Origin of the sequence: Pseudomonas sp. 21LCFQ02 (assembly GCF_024129895.2) — a bacterium.
Taxonomy (GTDB): domain Bacteria; phylum Pseudomonadota; class Gammaproteobacteria; order Pseudomonadales; family Pseudomonadaceae; genus Aquipseudomonas.
Map to the genome: position 1 here is coordinate 2,030,394 of NZ_CM178749.1, position 25,362 is coordinate 2,055,755.

Annotated in this window: 21 protein-coding genes; all 21 read right to left on the reverse strand. The window is 63.1% G+C overall.

Going from position 1 to position 25,362, the window contains the following annotated elements:
* Nucleotides 1-12: 12 nt before the first annotated feature.
* The 21 genes from NJC40_RS09275 to cbiE all read right to left on the reverse strand — a co-directional run bounded on the left by NJC40_RS09275 (nucleotide 13) and on the right by cbiE (nucleotide 25,320).
* Entirely contained in the window at nucleotides 13-552 is a 540-nt protein-coding gene (locus tag NJC40_RS09275; RefSeq protein ID WP_045486915.1) for a GNAT family N-acetyltransferase, read from the reverse strand.
* A gap of 339 nt (nucleotides 553-891) precedes the next feature.
* Nucleotides 892-2,271 (reverse strand): PepSY-associated TM helix domain-containing protein, encoded by a 1,380-nt coding sequence (locus NJC40_RS09280; RefSeq protein ID WP_045486918.1) that lies wholly within the window; start codon nucleotides 2,269-2,271, stop codon nucleotides 892-894.
* Between the two features lie 154 nt (nucleotides 2,272-2,425).
* Nucleotides 2,426-2,872: a DUF2946 domain-containing protein gene (locus NJC40_RS09285; RefSeq protein ID WP_084709945.1), complete on the reverse strand. Its 447-nt coding sequence runs from the start codon at nucleotides 2,870-2,872 to the stop codon at nucleotides 2,426-2,428.
* Nucleotides 2,873-2,885: 13 nt separating this feature from the next.
* Complete coding sequence (locus NJC40_RS09290) at nucleotides 2,886-3,347, reverse strand: copper chaperone PCu(A)C (protein ID WP_253142575.1); 462 nt, start codon at nucleotides 3,345-3,347, stop codon at nucleotides 2,886-2,888.
* 39 nt (nucleotides 3,348-3,386) lie between these two features.
* The gene (locus NJC40_RS09295; RefSeq protein WP_253142576.1) at nucleotides 3,387-3,764 is read right to left on the reverse strand and encodes a DUF2946 domain-containing protein; all 378 of its coding nucleotides are present in this window, start codon (nucleotides 3,762-3,764) and stop codon (nucleotides 3,387-3,389) included.
* Nucleotides 3,765-4,301: 537 nt separating this feature from the next.
* Nucleotides 4,302-5,156, reverse strand: a complete 855-nt coding sequence (locus NJC40_RS09300) for a sulfurtransferase (RefSeq protein WP_253142577.1) — start codon at nucleotides 5,154-5,156, stop codon at nucleotides 4,302-4,304.
* A gap of 14 nt (nucleotides 5,157-5,170) precedes the next feature.
* Nucleotides 5,171-6,535, reverse strand: coding sequence for an LLM class flavin-dependent oxidoreductase (locus NJC40_RS09305; RefSeq protein WP_253142578.1), 1,365 nt, complete (start codon nucleotides 6,533-6,535; stop codon nucleotides 5,171-5,173).
* 21 nt (nucleotides 6,536-6,556) lie between these two features.
* Entirely contained in the window at nucleotides 6,557-7,372 is an 816-nt protein-coding gene (locus tag NJC40_RS09310) for a class II aldolase/adducin family protein (RefSeq protein WP_253142579.1), read from the reverse strand.
* A gap of 12 nt (nucleotides 7,373-7,384) precedes the next feature.
* Nucleotides 7,385-8,716 (reverse strand): TldD/PmbA family protein, encoded by a 1,332-nt coding sequence (locus NJC40_RS09315; protein ID WP_253142580.1) that lies wholly within the window; start codon nucleotides 8,714-8,716, stop codon nucleotides 7,385-7,387.
* Entirely contained in the window at nucleotides 8,716-10,161 is a 1,446-nt protein-coding gene (locus tag NJC40_RS09320) for a TldD/PmbA family protein (protein WP_253142581.1), read from the reverse strand. Before NJC40_RS09320 ends, NJC40_RS09315 begins: the two co-directional genes overlap by 1 nt.
* Nucleotides 10,162-10,211: 50 nt before the next feature.
* Entirely contained in the window at nucleotides 10,212-11,810 is a 1,599-nt protein-coding gene (locus NJC40_RS09325) for an ABC transporter ATP-binding protein (protein ID WP_492180518.1), read from the reverse strand.
* Nucleotides 11,788-12,810 carry an ABC transporter permease gene (locus tag NJC40_RS09330; RefSeq protein WP_253142583.1) on the reverse strand — a complete coding sequence of 341 codons (1,023 nt, stop codon included), beginning with the start codon at nucleotides 12,808-12,810 and terminating at the stop codon, nucleotides 11,788-11,790. The genes NJC40_RS09325 and NJC40_RS09330 overlap by 23 nt, the downstream gene beginning before the upstream one ends.
* Nucleotides 12,810-13,880 carry a microcin C ABC transporter permease YejB gene (locus tag NJC40_RS09335; protein ID WP_253142584.1) on the reverse strand — a complete coding sequence of 357 codons (1,071 nt, stop codon included), beginning with the start codon at nucleotides 13,878-13,880 and terminating at the stop codon, nucleotides 12,810-12,812. Before NJC40_RS09335 ends, NJC40_RS09330 begins: the two co-directional genes overlap by 1 nt.
* Entirely contained in the window at nucleotides 13,867-15,735 is a 1,869-nt protein-coding gene (locus NJC40_RS09340; RefSeq protein ID WP_253142585.1) for an extracellular solute-binding protein, read from the reverse strand. The genes NJC40_RS09335 and NJC40_RS09340 overlap by 14 nt, the downstream gene beginning before the upstream one ends.
* 18 nt (nucleotides 15,736-15,753) lie before the next feature.
* Nucleotides 15,754-18,093, reverse strand: a complete 2,340-nt coding sequence (locus NJC40_RS09345) for a TonB-dependent siderophore receptor (protein ID WP_253142586.1) — start codon at nucleotides 18,091-18,093, stop codon at nucleotides 15,754-15,756.
* 115 nt (nucleotides 18,094-18,208) lie between these two features.
* A complete protein-coding gene (locus NJC40_RS09350) occupies nucleotides 18,209-20,572 on the reverse strand; it encodes a TonB-dependent siderophore receptor (RefSeq protein WP_253142587.1) in 2,364 nt (787 codons plus the stop codon).
* A gap of 110 nt (nucleotides 20,573-20,682) precedes the next feature.
* The gene (locus tag NJC40_RS09355) at nucleotides 20,683-21,633 is read right to left on the reverse strand and encodes a FecR domain-containing protein (protein ID WP_253142588.1); all 951 of its coding nucleotides are present in this window, start codon (nucleotides 21,631-21,633) and stop codon (nucleotides 20,683-20,685) included.
* Between the two features lie 12 nt (nucleotides 21,634-21,645).
* Nucleotides 21,646-22,158, reverse strand: coding sequence for a sigma-70 family RNA polymerase sigma factor (locus NJC40_RS09360; protein ID WP_253142589.1), 513 nt, complete (start codon nucleotides 22,156-22,158; stop codon nucleotides 21,646-21,648).
* A gap of 145 nt (nucleotides 22,159-22,303) precedes the next feature.
* Nucleotides 22,304-23,020 (reverse strand): cobalt-precorrin-6A reductase, encoded by a 717-nt coding sequence (locus NJC40_RS09365; protein ID WP_253142590.1) that lies wholly within the window; start codon nucleotides 23,018-23,020, stop codon nucleotides 22,304-22,306.
* Between the two features lie 9 nt (nucleotides 23,021-23,029).
* Complete coding sequence (locus NJC40_RS09370) at nucleotides 23,030-24,118, reverse strand: cobalt-precorrin-5B (C(1))-methyltransferase (protein ID WP_253142591.1); 1,089 nt, start codon at nucleotides 24,116-24,118, stop codon at nucleotides 23,030-23,032.
* Nucleotides 24,118-25,320, reverse strand: coding sequence for a precorrin-6y C5,15-methyltransferase (decarboxylating) subunit CbiE (cbiE, locus tag NJC40_RS09375; RefSeq protein WP_253142592.1), 1,203 nt, complete (start codon nucleotides 25,318-25,320; stop codon nucleotides 24,118-24,120). The genes NJC40_RS09370 and cbiE overlap by 1 nt, the downstream gene beginning before the upstream one ends.
* Nucleotides 25,321-25,362 lie beyond the last annotated feature (42 nt).

The following is a 25,362-nucleotide window of genomic DNA, read 5'->3' on the forward strand; positions in this document are numbered from 1 at the left end:
GCCTGCCAGGCGTTAACGTGGCGGGGCTTGCGAGGCTGGCGCCGGCAGCCCCGGCGACAGGTCCAGCTGCATGAAGGTCAGGTCCAGCCAGCGTCCGCCTTTAGTGCCTACCTGAGGCATTTGCCCGGTCACGCTAAAACCCAGGCGCTCGTGCAGGGTGATGGAGGCGACATTACCGCTTTCGATGGCGGCCACCATGATGTGTTTGTCACAGGCGCGGGCACGCTCGATCAGGGCGTTCATCAGTTGCGGTCCCAGACCTCGGCCGCGCTGATCGTGGCGAATGTACACCGAGTGTTCGACGGTATGCCGGAAGCCCTCGAACGGACGCCAGTCGCCAAACGATGAATACCCCAGCACCTGCTCATGTTCGTCAACCGCAACCAGAATCGGATAGGCCTGCGCCTGACGTGCAGCGAACCAGCTCTGACGGTTGGCCAGGTCCACGGGCTGTTCGTTCCAGATGGCGGTGGTGTTCAGTACTGCGTCGTTATAAATGGCAAGAATGCCGGGCAGGTCGGCAGGGGTTGCATCGCGAATCAGGGGCATCATCAGAGTCTCCAGTCAGCCGTCAGTCTGGAGCGCGGTGGCGGCAGGACGCAAGAGGGCGACGCGTAAAAGCCACGAGATCGAAGCAGGAGTGAGGTTTGCGGGAGGGACGCGGGACCCGAAGCGTGTCGAGTGAGGAATTCATCACAAAACCGCTCGCCGGTTTCGGGCCCCGCCCCAGCAATTTAAGCTTCTGCCGGGGATTTGGCAAAGCGCGTAACAACTATTCGATCAAATGCGCTGTTTTTTTGTCAGTGCGGTTCGTACACAGGTCGATAGCGATTAATTCTGGCTGTACAAGCATGCTCCCTGACGGGACCATGCTTATCCTGTGAGGCGTGTTCAGGCGCGTTGCAGCGCCTGACGCCTCACCACCAGACTGTCTATCACCCACATCACCAGCATCGAGATGCCTACCAGCGGGAATATCACGCCGAGGGCCAGCATGACCCCGGTGGCGGTTTTCCAGCGCGGCAGTTCATGCTTGAGCGGCGGTACGCCCAACCCGCCTTCTGGCCTGCGCTTCCACCAGATCACCAGGCCGCTGACCGAGCCGAGCAGGATCATCAGGCACACCAGCAACATCAGCAGTTGGTTGGGCCAGCCGAAGAACTTGCCTTCATGCAGCATCACGCTGGTTTCCGTGGCTTTGGAGACCAGGCTGTAATGCTCCCAGCCGACGTTGGCCAGTACCTTGCCGCTGTACTGGTCGATGTGCAGCGTGGCGTCGTTGCGCGGGTCGTCGGCGAACACGGCAATGGTGAACACACCTTCAGCGGTACGGGGGGCGGTGATGCTGTAGCCGGGTTCGACGCCGTGCTCGGTGGCAATGTCCACAACGTCCTGCAGGCTGACCTGCGGCGCTGCCGGACCGCTGGACGGGCCGTGATGGTGCATGTGCTCGGCATGTTCGCCGCTGGGCTTTTCAGTCGAGACAGGCAACGGCGTGTTTTCCAGCGCCCAGGGTACGGTCTGCGCGTTGGCGGTGTTCAGCTCGCCCGCCAGCCGGGTGGATTGCGGTACATCGGTCCACATCGCGGCCGGGAAGCTGTTCCACAGCTCAGCGTATTGCTTGCCCCAAAAGCCGGTCCAGGTCATGCCGCTGAGCAGCATGAACAACAACAACAGCGAACCCCAGAAACCGGTTACCGCATGCAGATCGCGCCACAGCACCCGGCCGCGGCGCGACAGCCGTGGCCAGAGCACGCCGGCCGGGTTTTTGCCTCTGGGCCACCACAGGTATAGCCCCGAGACCACCAGAACGATGCCCCAGCCTGCGGCCAACTCGATCAGCCGGTCACCCAGGGTGCCGATCATCAGTTCGCCGTGTAGCGCGCGGGCAATTGATTGCAGGTTGTTCTGCGCATCCTGTACGCCGAGGATATTGCCGGTGTACGGATTGATGAACACGTTCTGCCCACGGCCTTCGTAGGTCAGCACGAATTGCGCACTGCTTTGGGCATCCACTGGCGGGAAATACTTGCTGATCGAAGCGCCGGGCCAGCCCATCAGCACATGATGCTGCTGCAGGTCGGCACTGATGCGTTGCTGGCCGGCTTCGACATGCAGCATGTCGTGGTACATCAGGTTGTCCAGTTGCGGCTTGTACAGGTAAATGATCCCGGTGATGGCCAGCAGGATCATGAACGGCGCAACGAACAGCCCGGCATAGAAGTGCCAGCGCCAGGCCAGGTTGTAGAAGTTGGGATTACTGGTTTTCATGGCTGTCGCTCACGGTCGTAACGCGGATGCCAGGTGATGAGATAACGCACGGAGCAGGAACAAGCGCGCCTGCGGGCGTGGAGGTAGAACCGTTCATGGTGCTTTCCGTATAGCAATCAGGATCGCGCAGCTCTTAAAGCTGCGGGTTAAAAGATCAAGACAGCATCAATAACGGCGGCGCCCGGCTCAGGGCATGCAGAAATACCGTGCGGCGGGCGTGGCCGTCGCGGGTCAGGGCAGCGTAGTAGTCGGCGGGTTTGGGCGGTGTGGCAAGTACCAGGCTGAGCATCTGCGGCAGGGCCGGGCAGCCGAACAGCAGGGTGCAATAACCGCACTTGGCCCACAGCGCATGGTCCATGGCGGCAGCGTCCTGCGAGGCCGCATGGGCGGCATGCCGGTCGCCGTGGCTGGCGTGGTCCATCGACAACATGCCGCTGTGTTGCGCCGCAGGCATGGGCATACCGGCGTGATGCTCCATCGGCATCGACTGAGAAATCAGTGGGCCGATAAAGATCATCAACATGGCAAACAGGGCAAGCCACGAACCTCGTGGCTGGCGAGGCAGTGCCCGGTTGGCGCGACAGGTGCGCAAGGCGCTCACGGCAGACGCTTACTCAATGGCTGTGTTCAGGGGCCTGCTTTTGTACCACGACCTGCACCGGTAATGCTCCGGCTTTCTCGAAGTGCAGGGTCAGCGCAAAGCGTTGGCCCTCGACCAATTGCGAGCGGTCTTTGATGTCCAGCAGCATCACGTGATAGCCCATGGGCGAAAAGCTCACCTGGCCGCCGGCGGGCACCTCGACGCTGGGCACCTGGCGCATCTTCATCAGGCCATCGACCTGCACATGCTGATGCAACTGCGCCTGGCCGGCAATCGGGGTGTCGACTGACAGCAGCCGGTCGGCGCTGGCGCCCTGATTATCAATGGTGAAATAGGCCGCAACGCTGGGCGCGTTGGGCGGCAGTTGCATTGACCACGGGTGGTCGACCAACAGGCTGCCGGCCTTGTATTCATGGGCATTGGCAAACACGGCAAGCAACAATAACGCGGCCAGCAGCAGGGTTTTCTTGAGCATGTAAATCTCCGGTCAGTCAGTCGATACGGATGGTTATCTTCAAACTTCAGGAGAGGCGCGCGGGTTGGCCGCGGGCCATTGCAGGCGTGGCGAAATGGGTGCTGCCACCCGATAGACCGGCAGGCGCAGTGCTGGCAGCCCGCTGAACAACCCCGTTGGCAGCCCGCCCGGCAGCATCACCAGCAGCGAAGCGCTGTAGCACAGGCAATGCTGCATGGCCGAATGCTCGTCCTGCGCCGGCTGGCCGTCGTCACTTGGCGCCAACGCCGCCAACTGCGCATTGGCCCCACAGAAACCGCCCCACAGAAACGACGTATCCGTACCGCGCTGCGCATTTGGCGCAAGCTGCATGGCCAGCAGGCTGAACAGCACTGCAAAGCAGGCGATCCATGCTGATGTTGTCCGGTGTCGGGACATGCTGGTTACCGTGATGAGGGCAGGCAGGAACGCATCATTTAGCCTGAACGCCGGACGGAAGTAAAAGCGTCAAGGGCGCGCAGGGCGTGGCGCGGTATCACCCTTGGGGTATCGTCCCATGCTGGCATTGACAAAAATGGCAGGCCCGATCTGCTTGCCGTCAGATAGATGTGCGCGGGGATCACACCTCAATAATGTGTGGGAATTCTATCTGCCGACCTCCCAGAGGGCTCCAGACACCACTGGTTTAAAGAGCACCCGAAACGTTTAAAAAGTAGCCGCCCTCAAGGCGGCTTTTTTTCGTCTGTCATCTGGGTTTGGGGCGGTGCCCTGTATAAGCCACCGTCTTGGCAAGGGTATTAAACGGCAGGCTATTTGATCGGCCTGCGATGACCGGGCGGGAACGATCATAGGCATGGACCGTCTTGATCCAGATCATCAGTCCAAGCTTCAAGTGCTCATGGATTAAGTTCAAAGCGTGACCCAATTGAATTTCAGCGATGCCCGTGACCTTCCGGTCCCGGGCAAACCCGTTTTTCAACTCCCCGTGGCCACCGGCGCCTGCGGATCACTGCTCCACTCACTCCAAGACCCCGGATACAACCGTGAACCACCGAGCCCGGCGATTTCCAGAGCCAGCAGGTTATGGCAGGCAGTCACGCCCGAGCCGCATTGCTGGATGCTCAGACTGGCGTCTTCATGGCCGAGCACGGCGGTGAACTCCTCGCGCAGTTGCGCGGCCGGCTTGAACCGGCCATCGGTAGCTAGGTTGTCACGGAAGAAGCGGTTGCGGGCGCCAGGAATATGCCCGCCGCGGGCATCGAGGGTTTCGTTCTCGCCGCGAAAGCGGTCTGCTGCGCGGGCGTCGATGACGGTCAGGTCGGCTTGCTCGATGTTTGCGAGTATCACGGCGCGGTCCACGGTGCCCACCAGTGCCGGGCCGCTGGCAAAGTTGCCGGGTGCCGGGTTGCTCAAATTGCTGTCCAGCGCCAGACCTGCGGCTTGCCAGGCCGGCAGGCCGCCGTCGAGCACCGCCACATTGGCATGGCCCAGCCAGCGCAGCAGCCACCAGACCCGGACCGCGAACATGCCGCCCTGGGCGTCGTAGACGACTATCTGCTGACCTTGCTGCACGCCCAGCTCACGCAGGCGCGCGGCCAGAGCTTCGCGCTCGGGTAACGGGTGGCGACCATTGTGGCCGGTCTTCTGGCCGCTGAGGTCGCGGTCCAGGTGCAGGTACTGCGCGCCGGGCAGATGGCCTTCGGCGTAAGCCTGTTCGCCGCTGGCCGGCGCTGTGAGGTCAAAACGGCTGTCGAAGATGATCGGGGCCGGGCCGTCTTTGAGCAGGGCTGCCAGCGCCTGGCTGTCGATCAGGGTGGTGTAGTGGGGCATGTAAGCTGCGTCCTTCAAACGGAGGGTTGCGCGTCAGGCTGGCGGCTGTGGGCGCGGCGGTTGGTGATAAACGGCAGGCCAAGGTTGTCCCGTAAGGTCTGGCCCTGGTACTGGTCACGGAACAGGCCGCGACGCTGTAACTCTGGCACTACCTGCTCGGCAAAGTCGTTGATGCCTTGGCGCAGCCCTGAAAACATTACGTTGAAACCATCGGCGGCGCCGCCCTCGAACCACGCCTGGAGGTCGTCGGCGATGCTCTGCGGCGTGCCAATCAGGATACGGTGACCTCCGGCGGTGAGCTGGTTGAACAGTTCGCGCACCGTGGGGCGTTCACGGTGGATCAGGTCGAAGATCAGCTTCTGCCGGCTCTTGTGGCCGTTGGTTTCCAGCGGCGCGCTGGGCAATGGCACCGGAGCATCGAACGGCAGTTCGGACAGGTCAACGCCTAAACCTGCAAAGCGCGAAATCGAGCGCAGGAAGGTTGGCGGGTCCAGCAATTCCTGTTGCCGGTCATAGCGTGCCTGGGCTTCTTGCAGAGTGCGACCGACCACTGGCGAGACGCCTGGCAAAACCTTCAGGTGTTCGGGGTTACGCCCCAGCGCCACGGCGCCTTGTTTGATCTGGCGATAGAACGTCTGGCCCTGTTGCAGGGTGTGCTGTGCGGTAAAGATCAACTCGCCGGCACGCGCGGCCAGGGCCTGGCCGGCCTCGGAGGAGCCTGCTTGGGCGATCACCGGATAACCCTGCGGTGGACGCGCTGCGTTGAGCGGGCCACGTACCTGGAAGTGTTTGCCGTGATGATTGAGCACATGCATTTTTTGCGGGTCGAGAAAACGCCCACCGGCTTTGTCCTGAACAAAGGCGTCGTCTTCCCAGCTGTCCCACAAGCCGGTGACGACGTCATAGAACTCTTCGGCCCGCTCGTAACGCTCGGCGTGCAGCACGTGGGCATCGAGGTTGAAATTCTCGCCGCCGCCCAGTGAGGTGACCAGGTTCCAGCCCACTCGGCCAGCGCTGAGGTGGTCGATATTGGCCAGTTTGCGGGCCAGGTTGTAGGGCTCGTTGTAGGTGGTACTGGCGGTGCCGATCAGGCCGATTTTACTCGTGCTCAGCGCAAGCGCCGGTAGCAGTACCAGCGGGTCCCAGCGCACGCTCATCGGGCTGTTGGCCAAGGACGCCTTGTCGGGGTCAACATTGACCGCATCGTTGAAGAATACGGCATGAAAATGCGCCGCCTCCAGGGTCTGCGCCACCCAGCGAAAATGCTCAAAGTCGCGAAACAGATCGGTGGCAGCATCGGGGTGGCGCCACACGGCGCTCATGTAGCCAGCGCTGGGGATAAAGGCACCGAGAATCAGTTGTCTGGGTGAAGTACTCACAAGTCGTCCTCTGAAGTGGCGTCAGTCGAGCAGGTCGGGCTGTTCCAGGCAGATGCGGTCCCACAGCGGCAGGAAGTTCAGCCAGGCGAAGAACTCGCGGCCGGCCCGGTCGCCGTCTTGCGGGGTGTCGATATCTGGAATTACCGGCGTGCCGGCGGCATAGGCCAGCAGGTGGGCGCGGGCGGTATCGTCGGCCATGATGAAACGCCAGGCGGCGCTCTCCACGCTTTGCCCGGTGGTCCACAGCCCGTGGTTCTGCCAGACCAGCAGGTTGTGCTGGGCGAAGGTCTCGACAAACGCCCGGCTGACCCGCTCGCGATTGCGCTCCAGGCGCCCATCGGCGCTGCGCAGCGCATGGCGCTCGAAGATCACCTGATCGCCGATGAAAGCTCCGGCTTCAGCGGTGATCGGCTGAAACAACTGGCCCAGCGATGACCAGACCCGGCCATGAAGACCGTGCAAGTGAGCAATGCCCACCACATCGGGTCGGGCTTTCTGCAGGTCGTAATGCAGCTCCAGGGCGCTGGTGTTGAGCACGCCCTGGCCTTCGATCACCTGGCCGTTGCCGTCGACCCGCAGCAGGTGCGAAACGCGGATCTGCGAGAACGGCACGCCCATCGGGTTGATCCAGTAGTGGTCCGGCTCCAGCGGGTCGCGGGCAGTGAAGTGCCCGGCGATACCCACCTCAAAGCCCAACTGGGCAAACAGACGGTAAGCGGCCGCCAGGCGCTGCTTGCGATGCAGACGCTCGGCCAGCGGGTCCTGGTGATGCGGCGCCTGGCGCAGGGTCAGGCGGTTGTGGTCCTGGGGCAGTGCGTAGATGGTTTGCGCAAACACAGAAATGGGCTCCTACAGCGTCAGGGTGAAACGGTCGATCAATGCGCCAGGCAGCAGCACGGTCTGGGCATCGCGGTGCATGAAGGTGCGGGTGCTGATGCGCAAACTCTGCTCACGGGTCAGGGCCAGCAGGTTGTCGCCGAGCATCGCGTACAGGCTGTCGTCGAAGCGCATGGTGTCGATCGGCGCAACGATCTGGCCGTCCTCGACCCAGAAGCTGGCGAAGCGGGTCAGGCCGGTGATCCGTGCGCTGCCGACATCCGAATAATTGAGATACCAGAGGTTGCCGATGTACAGGCCGGTGCCCAGCGCCTGGAGCACCTCATTGGTGGGCAGGTCGCCGCCGGCCATGACCAGCGACGAAGGGTGCTCGGCGTCGTCCACGCCATTGGCCGGCAGGCCGTACTCGCGTGCCGAGCGCGAGCTGACCAGTTGCCCGGCCAGTTGCCCGCGTTCGACCAGCGTCTGGTCCTGGCGCAGGCTGCCTTCGCTGCTGAACAGCGGCTCAAGGCCAGTGGAGGCGCGTTCGCTCAGGTTCAGTTGTGGAGAAAAGCTGGCGGTGCCGAGCTGCAGGGCTTGCAGTGGGCTGCGCCGGGTATTGAGGGCGCGGGCCGAGAAACCGCCGCGCAGCGTACCGATAATCGAGTTCAGCGCCGCCGGTGCCAGATAGGTCCGGTATTGGCCGGGGGCCAGGGGCTTGCGCGGCTTGCCCAGATGGATGAGCTGCTCGCGACCCTGGGCGAACTGCGCGGCCAGGTCGCCTGCGTCCCACTCGCTGGCGGCGTAGGTGATCTTCACCGCCTCGCCATTGGCGTGATACAGGCTGAAGTCCAGGCTGGCGCTGACTGCCGCGTGCCAGCCGTGAGCGCCCCAGGAACTGGCGAAACCCCGGTACATCGGCCCGCCCGCGTAAATGCCGACCATGTCCAGGCCATCGCTCAGGGCTGTGACCTGCTCGATCAGTTGTGCGGCGTCCGGCAGGTTACCGGCGCTTTCACGATGGCTCTCGAAGGCCTGGTGGTCCAGTTGCAGGTAAGGATCGGCAGGCAGTATCGCCAGCAGTTCGCGCAGTTGCGCCAGTGTCTGGGTCAGGCGGGCGCAGTCGCTGTCGGCGTCGCCGGTCAGGTTGAGGCTTTCACTGGCGTGGCGCTGGTTGCTGATCAGCCGCACGGTGGCTTCGATCTGGCGGACCTCGCTGGCCTGGCGCACCAGACCGTGGTTGAAACGAATGAACTGCGAATCTTCGGCGCTGTAGGCCAGCGAGAACTGCTCACCGGCGAGCAGTTGGCCGCGTAGCCATTGCTCCAGGGCGATGAACGACTGGCGATAGGATACTTGGCTCATCAGGCTTGGCCTCCGAATACGTCGATTTGCTCGAACGCGCAGGCGGGCGAGGCGTGGCCTGTGGTGATCGACTGATAGGGTTCGCCCTTGCCGCAGTTGGGCGTACCCAGCACTTCGAAGGTCGCGCGGTCGCCCACTGCACTGAGCTTGCGCCAGAACTGCGAGGAAATGCCCCGGTAGTTGGGGTTCTTCACCACGCCTGCCAGTTCGCCGTTTTCGATCAGTTGGCCCCATTCGCAGCCGAACTGGAATTTGTTGCGGGCCTGGTCGATGGACCAGGAGCGGTTGGTCGCCATGAGAATCCCGTGTTCGATGTTGCCGATCATCTGCGCCAGGTTGTGTGCCCCCGGTTCGATATTGAGGTTGGCCATGCGGTCGATGGGCGGGCGATTCCAGTCGCAGGCGCGGCTGTTGGCCACGCCGTCCAGGCCGCTGCGCGCCTGGGACAGCGCGCCGCCCAGCGGGCGCTTGAGGACCCCGTCTTCGATCAGCAACTGCTTGTGCGCTGGCAGGCCTTCGTCGTCGTGGCTATAGCTGGCCAGTTCGTCATCGACCAGCGGGTCGAAGCTGACGTTGAGCAGTGGTGAGCCGTACTGGTAGCTGCCGAACATGTCCTGGGTGACAAAACTGGTGCCGGCCAGGTTGCGCTCATCGCCGAGGATGCGGTCCATCTCCAGTGGGTGGCCAATGGACTCGTGGATCTGCAGGATCATCTGGTCTGGCATCAGCAACAGGTCGCGGGGGCCTTGCGGGGTGTTGGGCGCGGCCAGCAGTTGCAGGGCTTGCTCGGCCACCTGGGTGATGCGACCGACCAAGCCTGAGGCATGCACCAGCTCGTTGTTGCCCTGGCGCGCGACGCTCCAGGTACGCCGTTGGCTTTGTCGGCCGTCGAAGGCGGTCACGTCCAGGTGCGGGTAGAACAGCCGCTTGTGGGTGACAATCTCGCTGCCGGTGCTGTCGATGTACAGCTGCTGCCGATCGTTGATGCGCAGGCCCGCCGACCAGTTGACCAACCGCTCGTGACGTGGCACCTGGGCCGATTCGCTGCGCAGCAGCTCCAGCCACTGGCCGGCATCAGGCAGCGGCTGTTCGGCGCCGGGCGAGCTGTAGTGGGCCTGTACCCCAGCGCCTTGCGTGGTCGGCAGGTTCAACAGGCCGCGCGCACCAATGGCCTGGGCCAGTTGCACGGCCTGCTCGTAGGCGCGTAGCAGGCCAGCCTCGGTCAGGTCGCTGGTGGCGGCGAAGGCTTCGTTGCCGTTGACCCGTACGCACAGCATCACACCGCTGCTGGACTGGCGGCGCGCCGGATCGACAATGTTGCGGGTCACCGACAGCCCCAGGCTGTGCTGCTGAACATAGCGCAGCGAGTGAAAATGCCCGGTCCCTTGCCGGGCCTGGGCAAAGCCTGACAGCGACTGGCGCAGTGGCGGAGGTATCTGAGACATCGCAAGGGTTTCCTGTTCTGCGAATGGATAAACCTGGGTCTGGCAAGCAGCTAGCCAGGCGCGGTAAAGGCCGCGGCCATCAATTGCCGGGTGTACGGGTGGGTGGGCGCCTCGAACACCTGCCGGGTCGCGCCACGCTCCAGCACCTGGCCGTCCTTCATCACCAGCAGCTCGTGCGCCAGGGCGCGGACCACCGCCAGGTCATGGCTGATGAACAGGTAGGTCAGGCCGTGGCTGTGCTGTAGGCGCAGCAGCAGATCGATGATCTGTTTCTGCACCGTGCGGTCCAGCGCCGAGGTCGGCTCGTCGAGCACGATCAGCTCGGGCTTGAGCACCAGCACCCGGGCGATGGCGATGCGTTGTCGCTGGCCGCCGGAGAACTCGTGGGGGTAACGATGGCGCATATCGGCATTCAGGCCGACTTCTTCCAGTGCCTGGATGACGGCCGCGTCCTGTTGTACCGGGTTCAGGTCAGTGTGCACGCGCAGCCCTTCGGCAATGATCTGCTGCACACTCATGCGTGGGCTCAGGCTGCCATAAGGGTCCTGGAACACGATCTGCATGCGTTTGCGCCATGGGCGCATTTGCCGGTCATCCAGGTGCTGCAAAGCGCTGCCTGCAAAGCTGATGCTGCCTTGGGACTCGACCAGGCCGAGGATCGCCTGGCCCAGAGTCGATTTACCCGAGCCCGACTCACCAACAATGCCCAGCGTGGTGCCGCGCCGCACGCTCAGGTCGATGCCTTGCACCGCCTGCAAATACTCGCGCCGCCACGGGCGGCCGCCCAAAGCAAAGCGCACGCTGAGGTTCTCGACCTGCAACAGATCAGGTGCGTCGCTGACCGGCAGCGGTTCGTGACCAGGTTCGGCGTCCAGCAACTGGCGGGTGTACTCATGCGCCGGCTGGTTGAACAGGGTTTGGCAGTCGGCCTGCTCGACGATCTCGCCGTCGCGCATCACTGCGACCCGCTGGGCAATGTGCTGCACCAGATTGAGATCATGGCTGATCAGCAGCAGGGCCATGCCCAATTGCTGTTGCAGGTCCTTGAGCAATTGCAGGATCTTGCGCTGCACCGTGACATCCAGCGCCGTGGTGGGCTCGTCGGCAATCAGCAACTGTGGCTCGCAGGCCAGCGCCATGGCGATCATCACTCGCTGGCGCTGACCACCGGAAAGCTGATGCGGGTAAGCCTTCAGGCGCTGCCCGGCGTGCTGGATGCCGACTTGCTCGAGCAGCTCCAGGGTGCGTCGGGCAATGCCGTGTCCATCCAGTGACGTGTGCAGGCGCAGGGCTTCACCGATTTGCCGCTCCACGGTGTGCAGCGGGTTCAGCGAGCTCATCGGCTCTTGAAAAATCATCGCCACCTGGTTGCCCCGCAGCCCTCGCAAACGGGCTGCGCCGGCGCCTAGCAGTTCTTCGCCGTGCAGGCGCACACTGCCTTGCAGGTGGGTGCTGGTCGGCAGGAGCTGCAAGATGGAGTGGGCCGTCACCGACTTGCCCGAGCCGGACTCACCGACTAATGCCAGGCATTCGCCACGCCGGATATGCAGGTTGATGCCGCGCACCACGGGCTTGTCGGCAAAGCTTACGTGCAGGTCGCGAATCTCGATCAGGTTGTCGGGCATCTCAGGCTCTCGGGTCAAAGGCATCACGGCAGGCCTCGCCGATAAACACCAGCAGGCTGAGCAGCAGCGCCAAGGCAACAAAGGCCGTCAGGCCCAGCCAGGGGGCTTGCAGGTTGTTCTTACCCTGGCTGATCAGTTCGCCCAGCGAGGCGCTGCCCTCGGGCATGCCAAAGCCGAGAAAATCCAGGGCTGACAAGGTGCCGATGGCGCCGGTCAAAATGAACGGCAGAAAACTCAAGGTCGCGGTCAGGGCGTTGGGCAACACGTGGCGCAGCATGACCGCCGCATTGCTCAGGCCCAGGGCGCGGGCGGCCTTGACGTATTCCAGGTTGCGCCCGCGCAGCACCTCGGCGCGCACCACATCCACCAGGGTCAGCCAGGAAAACGCCGCCATGATCCCCAGCAGCCACCAGAAGCCCGGCTCGACGAAGCCTGAAAGGATGATCAGCAGGTACAGCACCGGCAGCCCGGACCAGATTTCCAGCAGGCGCTGACCGAACAGGTCGACCCAGCCGCCGTAGTAACCCTGCAAGGCGCCGACCAGGATGCCGATCACACTGCTGATCACGGTCAGCGCCAAGGCAAACAGCAGCGACACCCGCACGCCGAAAATCACCCGTGCGGCCACGTCGCGGGCCTGGTCGTCGGTGCCCAGCCAGTTCTCGCCGCTGGGCCGGCTGGGCACGGCGCTGCGTAGGTCGTAATTGACCGTGTCGGCACTGAACTGAATCGGCGGGAACAGCATCCAGCCGCCCTGCTGCGCAATCAACTGGCGAAAATAGGCACTGCGGTAGTCAGGCTGGAAGGGCAGTTGGCCGCCCAGCTCCCGCTCGCTGTAGCGCACCAGGACCGGAAAGTGCCACTGACCCTGGCTGACCAGCACCAAGGGTTTTTCATTGGCCAGCATCTCGCCGCACAGGCTGGTGGCGAACAATGCGAGAAACAGCCACAGCGACCAAAAGCCCCTTCGATTGGCCTTGAAGCGCTGCCAGCGACGTTGATTGACGGGAGAGAGTTGCACCATCAGCGGCCCCTCGACGAGAAATCGATACGCGGGTCGATCAGCCGGTAGCACAGGTCCCCCAGCAGTTTGATCAGCAGCCCGGCCAGGGTGAAAATGAACAACGAGCCAAACACCACCGGGTAATCACGCGAGACCGCGGCTTCGTAGCTCAGGCGGCCCATGCCGTCGAGGGAAAACAGCACCTCGATCAGCAGCGAGCCACCGAAGAACACATGCACCATCGCGTTGGGCAGGCCGGCAACCACCATCAGCATGGCGTTGCGCAGCACATGGCCGTACAACACCTGACGCTCGCCCGCCCCTTTGGCCCGGGCGGTCATCACGTATTGGCGGGCCATCTCGTCAAGGAAGCTGTTTTTGGTCAGCAGGGTCAGGGTTGCAAAACCGCCGACCACCAGGGCCGTGACCGGCAGCGCGAGGTGCTTGAAATAGTCGATCACTTGTTCAGGCGCCGACAACGAGGCGAAGTTTTCCGACACCAGGCCGCGAATCGGGAACCAGTTCAAGCCGCTGCCGCCGCCAAACACCAGAATCAGCAGCAGGGCAAACAGAAAGCCCGGCAGCGCATAGCCGATGATAATGGCGGTGCTGGTCCAGACATCGAAGGCGCTGCCGTTTCTGACCGCCTTGCGGATGCCCAGCGGAATGGAGATGCCATAGGTGATCAATAGCGCCCACAGCCCCAGCGAAACGGTGGCGGGCAGTTTTTCGGCAATCAGTTCGGTCACCGCCACGCCCCGGAAAAAGCTGTTGCCGAAATCCAGTTGCGCATACTGGGTCATCATCAACCACAGGCGCTCCAGCGGCGGTTTGTCGAAGCCGTATTGGCGTTTGATGTCTTCGACCAGGCGCGGGTCCAGACCTCGGCTGGCGGGGGCTTCAGTGCCTGGGTTGAAGCTGTCCACGGTGCCGGCGCCAATCCCTGAATCGGCGCCCAGCCCCTGCAAACGGGCAATGGCTTGTTCGACCGGCCCGCCGGGGGCGGCCTGAACGATGACGAAGTTGACCAGCAGGATGCACACCAGAGTCGGGATGATCAGCAGCAGGCGGCGCAGGCTATAACCCAGCATGGCTGTGCTCCTTGGCGGTTGCCGTCGGCTGCACGGCTTGCATCTGCGCATTGGTCAGCGGCTCGCTGCTGAGCTGCCACCAGGCATCGGCACCGGGCTCAAAGATCGAGGCGGCTGACGGGCGACCAAAGCGGTTCCACCACACCACCGGGCTGCCGGGCGGATAGAAGTTGGGGACCCAGTAGTAGCCCCACTGCAACACCCGATCCAGCGCCCGGGCGTTGTCTTGCATCGCCTCGCGGCTGCCTGCATTGATCACCCCATCGAGCAACTGGTCGATCATGGGGTCGTGCAAGGCCATGTAGTTGTTGGACCCAGGGTCTCGCGCCGCTTCTGAACCGAAGTAGTTGAGCAGTTCGCGCCCAGGCGAGGCTGACACCGGGTAGCTGGCCATGATCATGTCGTAGTCCCTGTCGCGCAGACGGTTGACGTATTGCGCTGAGTCCACGGTGCGAAAATCGAGGGTCACGCCTATCTGCTTCAGGTTGCGCTTGTAGGGCATCACCAGCCGGCCGAACATGGAACCTGTGGTCAGAAAGGTAAAGCGCAAGGGTTGGCCTGCGGCATTGACCAGCTGTTCGCCGCGGGGTCGCCAGCCGGCCGATTCCAGCAAGGCCAGGGCTTGCAGCTGTTTGTCGCGCAGCATGCCGCTGCCGTCGGTCACCGGCGGTTCAAACGCCGGGCCGAAGACTTCGGCGGGAAGCTGATCACGCCAGGGTTGCAGCACCTTGAGTTCACCAGGGCTCGGTAAACCGCTGGCGGCCAGCGGGGTGTTGGAGAAGAAGCTGCGCTGGCGCCGGTAGGCGTCGTACATCAGGCTGCGATTGGTCCATTCAAAATCCCACAGCAAGGCCAACGCCTGACGCACGCGGCGATCGGCAAACTGGGGTTTGTCCAGATTGAAAAAGAACCCTTGGGCTTTTTGAACCGCTCCGGGCATCAGGTAGCCACGCTGCAATCGACCGTCTTGCTGGGCCTCACCCTGATACGCGGTGGCGTGTTGGGCGGCCGAGCTGACCGGCTGCAAATCAAAGGCACCGGAGCGAAAGGCTTGCACCACGCCGCTGCCGCTGTTGGCAAAGTACTCGATGCTCAGTTGATCGAAGTTGTAGAGGCCGCGGCTGACCGGAAGGTCAGCACCCCACCAGTTTTTAACCCGCTCAAGGTGCACCGTGCGCCTGGGGTCTACGGCGGTGACGCGGTACGGCCCGCTGCCCGGTGGAATCTCGAAACCTGCGCCGTTGGCCAGGTCGCGCTCGCGCCACCAGTGCGCAGGCAGCACCGGCAGGCTGGCCAGGTCCAGCGCCAGGGTGCGGTCCTGGCCATTGTTGAAGTCAAAGCGCACCTGACGCGGCGCCTCGACGGTAACGTTGCGGACATTGGCAAACAGCAGACGGTACTGCAGCTTGCCGACGCTCATCAGTTGCTCAAAGGTGTAACGCACATCTTCGGCGGTGATCGGTTGGCCGTCGTCGAACTTCGCCCGTGGGTCGATATTGAAGCGTACCCAGGTACGATCCGGGGCCAATTCCATGGTTTGCGCCACATAGCCATAGACGGTGTATGGCTCGTCCTTGGCCCGATAGGCCAAGGGGGCGTACAGCCAGCCATCGAGCTTGTCCACGCCCTGGCCTTTGTCGACATACGGAATCAGGTGGTCGAAGGGCACCATGTAGGTCGACTGAGTCAGCCGACCGCCCTTGGGCGCGTCGGGTTCGACAAAGTCAAAATGCTCGAAGTCCTTGCCGTACTTGGGGGGCTCGCCATAGACCGTCAGGTAGTGCTGGGGCTGGGCATGCAGCAGCGATGCGCCGGACAACACCAGTGCAGTGCAATACAAAAGTCGTTTGAACATGCTCAGCCACCCCATGCGTCAGTAATCGAAGCTGACGTTCAGCGACAGGGTTCTTGGCGCACCGACGTACAGCGAATCGCCCCGTTGCACACCCCAGTACTTGTGGTCAGTGATGTTATCCAGGGCGGCGCGCAGGGTGACGTCGTGGCTGCCCACGCCCAAGCGGTAACTGGCACCGGCACTGAACAGGGTGTAATCGGAGATATCCAGATTGTTGGCGGTATCGGCTTTGGTCGCGCCGTAGTAATGGGCGTCGGCGTACAGCTTCAGGCCGTCGAGCGCCGCCACTTTATGGCTGACCTGCAACACCTGCTGGAAGCGCGGCACGCCAGCGACTTCATTGCCCTCAAGGTTGGCGCTGCTCTTGATGAAGGTGGCGTCCAGCCAGGTACTGCTGCTGGACAGCTCGGTGTTGGCAGTGATGTTCAGGTGGCCGTTCAACTCAACGCCTTGATAGCGTTGTTCGCCATCTTGAACAAAGAAGCCTGCACTGTTGCCGTACTCGGCGGCGCGCTCGACACGGAACACCGCCATCGAGCCGCCCCAGTTCTGCCGGTCGGTTTTCACGCCGATCTCGTACTGTTTGCTCTTGAGCGGGTCGAGCAGTTCGTTGGCATTGCGGTAAGCGGAAGCGACGGTGCTGCCCGACTCGATGGCTTCGATGTAGCTGGCGTAAAAAGTGGTGTCCGGGCGTGGTTGGTACATCAATGCCACGGTGGGGGTCATGGGCGTTTCGTGGTAGCGCGAGGTGCGGTTGCCGGCAATAGCGTAGGAGTCGACGGTGTATTCGGTCAGGCGCAGGCCGGCCAGCAGCGACCAGCCGTGGGTCAGGTCCAGGGTGTCGCTGGCAAACACCGCACGCTGTTCGGTGTAAGAACGGCGATAGGTCGAGAAGTCGATGTCCGGCCCATAGCTGAGCGGGTTAATCGAGGTGTACAGGTTGTTGGTGCCGATCGGCGCCAGTACCTCGGCGATGCTTGAGCGGCGTTTGTAGCCTTGCCAAGAGACGCCCAGTACGGCCTTGTGGCCGATGGGGCCGGTGCTGAAGTTGCCTTGCAGCATGGCCTGGACCTGATCGTAGATCGCCCGGCCGTGGCCGGTGTTGAGGTAGTCGGTGAAGTCGCCACCCTTGTTCTGCAGGTAGATGTACTCGCCGGCAAACTTGCGTTGCTGCTCGAAGTGGCTGTAATCAACGGCCAGCGACCAGTCGGGGGTGAAGCTCCAGCGCAGCCCGCTGGTGGCCAGCCAGATGCGCGACTGGAAAAACGTGTCGTCATAGGCCGACAGGTCTTTGCGGCCACTGATGGCGTTGGGCAAGCTCGTGCCGCTGTAGTTGTTGAGGCGAAAGTTCTGCACACCGCCATTGACCAGCCGGTCCTGATACAGCAAGTCGGCGGTCCAGGCCAGGTTGGGAGCAAGGTCAGCATCCAGCGACAGCGAGAAGGCATCGCGGTGCACATTGGAGTGGCTGTAGGTTTCACCCTCTTCGTGCACGGCATTGAAGCGATAGCCCAGGCCGCCTTCAGCGCCCACCCGGCCGCTGGTGTCCAGGTGCTCGCTCCATACGCCGTTGGAACGGGTGCCGACGTCCAGGCTCAGGCGGGTCTGGTCGGTGGGCTTTTTAGTGACGTAATTGATGACCCCGCCCGGTGCGCCAAAGCCATACATGAAGCCCGAAGCGCCCTTGAGCAACTGCACTGAATCGAAAGCTTCCAGCGGCAGTTCCACGGTGGTCATGATGATCGGCGAGCCGTTGATCTTGTAGCTGCCGCCGTCGTCCAGCGGCAAGCCACGCACACTCACCGAGTAAGCGTTGAATGAGTAACTGTCACCTCGGGCAACCACCGAGGTGTCCTCGGAAAACACCTTGTTCAGGCTCTTGACCTGACGTTCCTTGAGTTGCTCACCGCTCACCTGGCGGGTCGAAAACGGCGTTTGCAGATCGCTGGCACTGCCGAGGGCGCCGGCAACAATTTTGGGCGGCTGCTTCTGTTCACCGGTGACGGTCACGGTGCTTAAGCGGGTCTCGCCCGGCACTGGCAGGGCGCTGCGCTCAATACTCACGCCCGCATCACTTTGGACCCGACGCAGGCCGGTGCCGCGCAACGCTTGATCAAGGGCCTGGTCAACGGTGAGCTCGCCGTTGACCGGGCTGCTCGTGATTGCGCGCAACGCTTGCTGCTCAAATGAAATCGGCACGCCGCCCTGACGGGATATCTTCAACAGCACTTGGTCCAGCGCCCCGGCTGGCAGCTCATAGCGTGTCGTTTCCTGTGCCAGTACCGGTGTCGCCAAGGCAGCGCTGAACATCCCCAATGCCAGGCATGGCGCCCATACTGATCCACGCAGATACCCCATACAACGCCTCTCCAAAAGTGAACTGATGGAGATAGGTGCAACACCGGCAGAATATTTATAGAGGGGGGTGCAAAAAAATAATGATTCCCAGGTTCTGCGGGCAAACCACTCGCTATCAGTAATCGAAACTGACATTGAGCGACACAGTCCTGGGAGTGCCCAGGTACACCGAGTTGCTCGTCGCGAACGCCCAGTACTCGCGGTTGGCGAGGTTATCGACGTTGGCGCGCAGGATGACTTCGTGCTCCTGCACCGGGATGCGGTAGCTGGCGCCGGCGCTGAACAGCGTGTAGCCCGGCACTTGCAGGGTGTTGGAGTCGTTGGCCTCGGAGACGCCGCGATAACGGGCGTCGGCGTACAGTTTCAGGCCGTCGATGCCGGGGATGTCCTGGCTGATCTGCAGCACCTGCTGAAAGCGTGGCACCCCGGAGGCGCGGTTGCCGACCAGCGCCGCTTCGCTCTTGGTAAAGGTCGCATCCAGCCAGGTCGAGCTGCTGGTCACGCGGGTGCTGTCAGTGATGTCCAGGTAGCCGTTCAGTTCCACGCCCTGGTAACGCTGTTCGCCATCCTGCACGTAAACACCTGCGCTGTTGCCGTACTGGGCGCCGCGCTCCAGGCGGAATACCGCAAAGGAGCCGCCCCAGTGTTCGCGTTCGGTCTTGACCCCGACCTCATACTGCTTGCTCTCGATCGGGTTGAGGGTTTCACCGGCGTTGGCATAGCTGGTGCCGGCGGTCTCGCCGGCCTCCAGGGCCTCGACGTAACTGGCGTACAGGGTGGTGTCAGGGCGTGGCTGGTACATCAGGGCAATCGTCGGGGTCAGCGGCGTCTTGCGGTAGCTGGAGGTTTTGGCGCCTGCGGTGTTGTAGATGTCCTGGGTGTATTCGGTCAGGCGCAGCCCCGCCAGCAGCGACCAGCCATGGGTCAGGTCCAGGGTATCGCTGGCGAAGATTGCCCGTTGCTCGATGTACGAAACATGGTAGCTGGGGAAGTCGAGCCGGCCGGTATAGGTGACTTTGACCGGATCGCGATAGAGGTTGTTGGTGCCGGTGCCGATGACCTGGAACAGCGAGGTGGTGGCCGAGTAGCGGTCATAGCCTTGCCAGGACGCGCCCAGCACGATTTTGTGGCCGATCGGGCCGGTGCTGAACTCGCCTTGCAGCATGGCTTGCACTTGATCGTAGACGGCATTGCCGTCGCCGGTACTGAGCAGCTCGCTGTAGTCACCGGCCTTGTTCAGCAGCGTCGGGTACTCGGAAATGTAGTTGCGTTGCTGGTCGAAATGGTTGTAGTCAAGGCTTGCCGACCAGTCTGGGGTGATGTTCCAGTGCAGGCCGGTCGCGGCCATCCAGGCACGCGATTCGAAGACCGTGCCTTCGATACCCGAGCGGTCGCTGTCGCTGCTGACCACCGCAGGCAGACGGCTGCCGGTGTAGCTGGGCAGGCGGTAGTTCTGGATGCCGCCATTGATCACACGTTCCTGATACAGCGTGTCGGCGGTCCAGGTCAGGTTGTCGTTGATGCGGGCATCCAGCGACAGCGAAGCAGAGTCGCGTTTGACGTGGGAGCGGGTCGGCGTTTCGCCCTCTTCGTGAACCGCATTGAGGCGGTAACCGAAGGTATCGCCATCACCCGGCCCGAAACGCCCGCCCAGGTCGACATGTTCGCTCCAAACGTTGTTGGAGCGCACGCCGGCGTCGACGCTGAACTTGAAGTCGTCGGTGGGCTTTTTGGTGACATAGTTGACCACCCCTCCGGGTGCGCCAAAGCCATACATGAAGCCTGACGCGCCCTTGAGCAGTTGCACCGACTCGAAGGTTTCCAGCGGCAACTCCAGGGTGGTGATGAAGATCGGCAGGCCGTTGATTTTGTAGCTGCCGCCGTTGTCCAGACGCACGCCGCGCACGCTGAGGTTGCTGGCGGTCAGCGAATAGGAGTCGCCCTTGGCGTCGACCGAGGTGTCTGCGGAAAACACATTACTCATGGCTTTGAGCTGGCGCTCTTCGATCTGCTCGCTGGTCACCTGGCGTGTCGAGAACGGGGTCTTCAGATCACTGGCGCTACCCAATGCCCCGGCAATCAGCTTTGCGGAGGGCTGCTTGCCGACCACCGTGACGGTGTTTAGCCGGGTGTCGGAGGAGGCGGGCCGGGTATCGCGCTCAATGCTTACGCCGACATCACTGCGTACCTTGCGCAGGCCTGTGCCGCGCAGGGCCTGGTCGATCGCTTGGTCGACGGTCAGCTCGCCACTGACCGGGCCGCTTCTGAGCCCGCGCAATGTGTCTTGCTCGAAAGAAATGGCCACCGCGCCCTGGCGGGAAATCTGCAACAGCACCTGATCCAGCGAACCGGCAGGCAACGCAAAATGCTCGAGCTTGTGTGCCGGCCCGGTATCTGCCAGCGCCTGGTTGAGGCAAGAACCGCTCAACAAGCCCAATGCCAGGCATGGCGCCAACACTGATCCCTTCAGATACCCCATCACACCGCCTCTCCAGAATTGAATTGATGGAGATAGGTGAAACAGCGATGAACATTTTATAGGGGGGGGCGAAATTTTTTTCCGCCTGCCAGAGCGGCCGGCGCAGTACGTCAGGCGCGTGGTTCGATGTTGACCCAGTAAGGCGTACGGTAGCGAATGCTCACGGGCAGCGAGTGCTCCAGCAGTTGCAGGGTTCGATCACTGTCGTCAAGAAAGAACAGGCCACTGATGCGCAGCGGGGCGAGTTGCGGGTCAAGCACAATGATACCCCGACGGTAACTGCGCAGTTGCTCGACCACCTCGCCCAAGGGGGTGTCGCGCACCTCCAGCAAGCCATCGATCCAGGCGTTCTCGGCGCCGCTGGCAGGTGCCAGGGCCAGGTAGCCGCGATCATCGAAGCTGGCTGTTTCACCGGCTTTGACCACTTGCCGCTGGCCTGATCCGGTGCTCAGGTCGACCTCGGAGTGGAGCATCACCAACTGCGTTCTGTCGTCGTGGCTGCGCACCATGAAGCGAGTGCCCAAGGCCCGCATCCGCCCGTGGCGGGTCTGCACCACGAATGGCCGCTGCGGGTCACGGGCCACATCCACCAGCAGCTCGCCGCTGCGCAGCAGCAGCAGGCGCTGGGTCGCATCGAACTGGACCTCGATCCGGGTCCGGGCGTTGAGGGTCAGCGCACTGCCATCGTCGAGGCGCAGCGAACGGCGTTCGCCCGTGGCGGTCAGCAGTTCGCCGGGCACCGGGATGAATCCATAGAGGCGTCCCAGGCCCAGGGTCGCGATGCCCAGCCCGGCCACCGTCAGGCTCTTGCCGAGGAACTGGCGCCGGCTTGAAGGGCTGTTGACGCTGCCCAGCACGGCCTTGCGTGGCACGTTGCGCAGCGCGTCCAGAGGAATGTGCTTAAGACCGCCGCCCATGCGCGAGACGATTTCGGCATGGCGCGGATGGCTGTCGCGCCAAGCGGCGAACGCCTGCAGTTCTTCGGGGCTGGCATGCCCTGACTGCAGCAGCGCCATCCATTGCGCGGCTTCGTTGATCGAGCGCTGGTCAGCCCTGCTCATGGTTGTTCCTGCTCATGATTGTTCGACGGTCAGATAAATACGCTTGAACACCTGAGCCATGTATTGCTGCACGCGGCTCGGCGAGACATCCAGCAGCCTTGCGATTTCGCTGTAGGTCAGGCCATCGAGCTGATGGTAGAGAAATGCCGACTTGGCATTGGGCGACAGCCCGTCAAGCAGACGGTCCACCGCGTATAACGCCTCAAGGATCAGCGCCTGTTCTTCGGGCGAGGGATGATAACCGCCGTCCTGATACGCCAGGCTTTCGAGGTAGCTCTTTTCCAGGTCCCGGCGTCGCCAGCCTTCGTACATCAGACGGCGCGCGATGGTGGCCAGCAGCGCACGTGGCGTACGCACTGACGGTACGTCACGCAGGGTCAGGATCTGGACGAAGGTTTCCGAGGCGATATCTTCGGCACTGTGTGGGCAGTCCATGTCCTTGCGCACCCAGGCGCGCAGCCACCGGTAATCGTTGCGGAACCACTGGTCGATCAGCAACGTGCGGACCTTATGATCGACTTCCATAGCTTGACTCCCTCGGGCGATGCCTGCCGGTGCGAAAAGCTGGCTACTATGCTCTGAGGAAAAACAAAATAAAAAGAATAAAAAATAGGATGTACCTTTTTAAAAGGTATAAAAAGACAGAAGCGGTTTTGCCGGTATACAGCCGTTATAAGGACAATGCCTTAAGCACCTGGGCGACACTCCCCAACTCCCGATCCACCGCCGGCAACTCAGGCCGTTTGAGTACCAGCACCGGTATCCGGCGCTCGCGAGCCACCTGCAGTTTGGGCTCGGTGGACTGGCTGCCGCTGTTCTTGCTGATCAGCACATCGATGCCGCGTCGTTCGAATAGCTGGCGTTCTTCTTCCAGCTGAAACGGGCCGCGAGCCGCAATGATTTCGCAGCGATCATTGCCCGCCACGCTGTCCAGCGCACGCAGGGTCCAGAACTGCTGTTCGGGTATTTCGTGCAGATGCTGCAATGGCTCGCGGCCCAGAGTGAACAGCGGTCGCTTGAAGGGCGCCAGGGCGCGCATCAGTTCGTGCCAGTCGGCGACTTCACGCCAGTCGTCGTCCGGCCCGGCTTGCCAGGCCGGGCGGCGCAAGGCCCAGCAAGGGATGCCGGTCAGCTGGGCGGCGGCTGCGGCGTTGCGGCTCATCTGGGCGGCGTAGGGGTGGGTGGCATCGAGCAGCAGGCTGATGCCCTGGTCGCGAATGAACTGCGCCAGTCCTTCGGCACCGCCATAGCCGCCGACCCGTAGCTGGCAGGTCAGGTCATTGGGCACCCGGCCGACACCGGCCAGACTGTAGATATGTTCCGGCCCCAGGGTGCGGGCGATGGCCAGGGCCTCGGCGACACCGCCGAGCAGCAGGATACGTTTCATCAGGGGTCCTTATTTTGCGTGGCCGACGATGCCGCCCTGGCGATCAATGGCGAAGACTTCCACCTCGACGCTGGCCGGCACCACACTACGGGCGAAGGCCAGTGCATGGCGGCATACGGTATCGCCCAGCGGTACCGCGGCGGCGCTGCACATGGCCAGGGCCTGCTGGCTGGTGTTGGCTGCGATGATGCGCTGTTGCAGATCGGTGTCGGCGCCCACATCGGCCGCCCAGCGCGCCAGTTGTGGCAGGTCGATGCTCGAATGGCGACTGTGCAGGTCCATGTGCCCGGCGGCCAGTTTGCTGATCTTGCCGAAGCCGCCGCACAGGCTCAATTTATCCACAGGCACTTTGCGCAGGTGCTTGAGCACGGCGCCGACAAAATCGCCCATTTCGATCAAGGCGATGTCCGGGATGCCGTAGACCCGGCGCATGGTGTCTTCGCTGGCATTGCCGGTGCAGGCGGCGATGTGCTGATAGCCGTTGGTGGTGGCGACATCAATACCCTGCTGGATCGAGGCGATATAGGCCGCGCAGGAGAACGGCCGGACGATGCCGCTGGTGCCGAGAATCGACAGCCCGCCGAGAATGCCCAGGCGCGGGTTCATGGTTTTCAGGGCCAGCTGTTCACCGCCCTGGACCGCAATAGTGACTTCGAAGCCGCCGTGGTAGCCATGCTGGTCAGCCAATTGCTGCAAGTGCTCGGTCATCATCCGCCGCGGCACCGGATTGATGGCTGGCTCACCCACCGCCAGCACGAGCCCCGGCCGGGTCACGGTGCCGACGCCTGGGCCTGCGACAAAGCGCACGCCCGGCGCGCTGAGCAGTTTCACGTGTGCGAACAGCAAGGCGCCGTGGGTCACGTCCGGGTCGTCACCGGCATCTTTGATCGTACCGGCCTGGGCGCCATCATCCAGCAGGCGGCAGAACTCCAGACGCAGCTGCACCTGTTTGCCTTTTGGCAAGGTGATCTCAACCGCATCACAGGCTTGCCCGCCCAGCAGCAGGCGCGCCGCCGCCAGGCTGGTGGCCGTGGCGCAGCTGCCAGTGGTCAGGCCGCTGCGCAGGGGCGCGGGTTGTTCGGCGGTTTCTTCGCGCATCAGGGTTTGATCAGATCCAGCAGGGTGATCGGCAGCGCCTGGCGCCAGGTGTCGAACTCACCCAGTGGCTTGGCCTGGGCGACGTGCAAGCGGGTCAGTTCACCGCCATGGCGTTCGCGCCAGTTCAGCAGCGCCATCTCGCTTTGCAAGGTCACCGCGTTGGCCACCAGCCGCCCGCCGGGGCGCAGGTGCTCCCAGCAGCTTTCCAGCACACCGGGGCGAGTGACGCCGCCGCCAATGAAAATCGCGTCCGGGCGCTCCAGGCCGGCCAGTGCATCGGGGGCTGTACCGCGCACCAGTTGCAGACCGGGTACACCGAGATTGTCGCGGTTGGTCTCGATCAACTGCTGGCGCCCCTCATCGGCCTCGATGGCGATGGCGCGGCAGCTCGGGTGGGCGCGCATCCACTCAATGCCGATCGAGCCGCAGCCGGCGCCAACATCCCAAAGCAACTGGCCGGGTACCGGTGCCAGGTGGGCGAGGCTCACCGCGCGTACGTCGCGTTTGGTGAGTTGGCCGTCATGCAGGTAAGCCTGATCCGGCAGCCCGGCCAGCGGGCTGAGGCGCAAGGTGTCGGCGGCGATGCGGCAATCGATGGCGACCAGATTAAGGGCGGCAATGTCCGGGTTTTGCCATTCGCTGGCGATGCCATCGACTCGACGCTCGGCCGGGCCGCCCAGATGCTCCAGCACGCTGATCTGGCTGGGGCCGAAGCCGCGTTCGCGCAGCAGTGCAGCCAGCGCGGCAGGGCTGCTGCCGTCGTTGCTCAACACCAGCAGGCGCAGGCCATGATGCAGGTGCGCATTGAGCGCCGTCAGCGGCCGGGCGACCACCGACAGGGTGACAACATCCTGCAGCGCCCAGCCCATCCGTGCGGCGGCCAGTGAGTAGGAAGACGGCGCCGGCAGCACGGTCATTGCGCTTTTATCCACAACCCGCGACAGGCTGACCCCCACGCCATACAGCATCGGGTCGCCGCTGGCCAACACGCACACCGGCTGGCCACGGCGCTCCAGCACCGCGTTGAGCGAGAAGGGGCTGGGCCAGGGCTGCCGGGCGGCACCGATGCACGGCGGCAGCAACGCCAGTTGCCGGGTACTGCCGAACACCTCGGTGGCATTGAGCAGCGCATGCCGGGCATTGCGGCCCAGGCCCTTGTAGCCGTCTTCACCAATTCCCACGACGGTCAGCCAGGGTGACATCTGAATACCTCGATTCGAACTTCCGACAGAGCGCCTTATGAA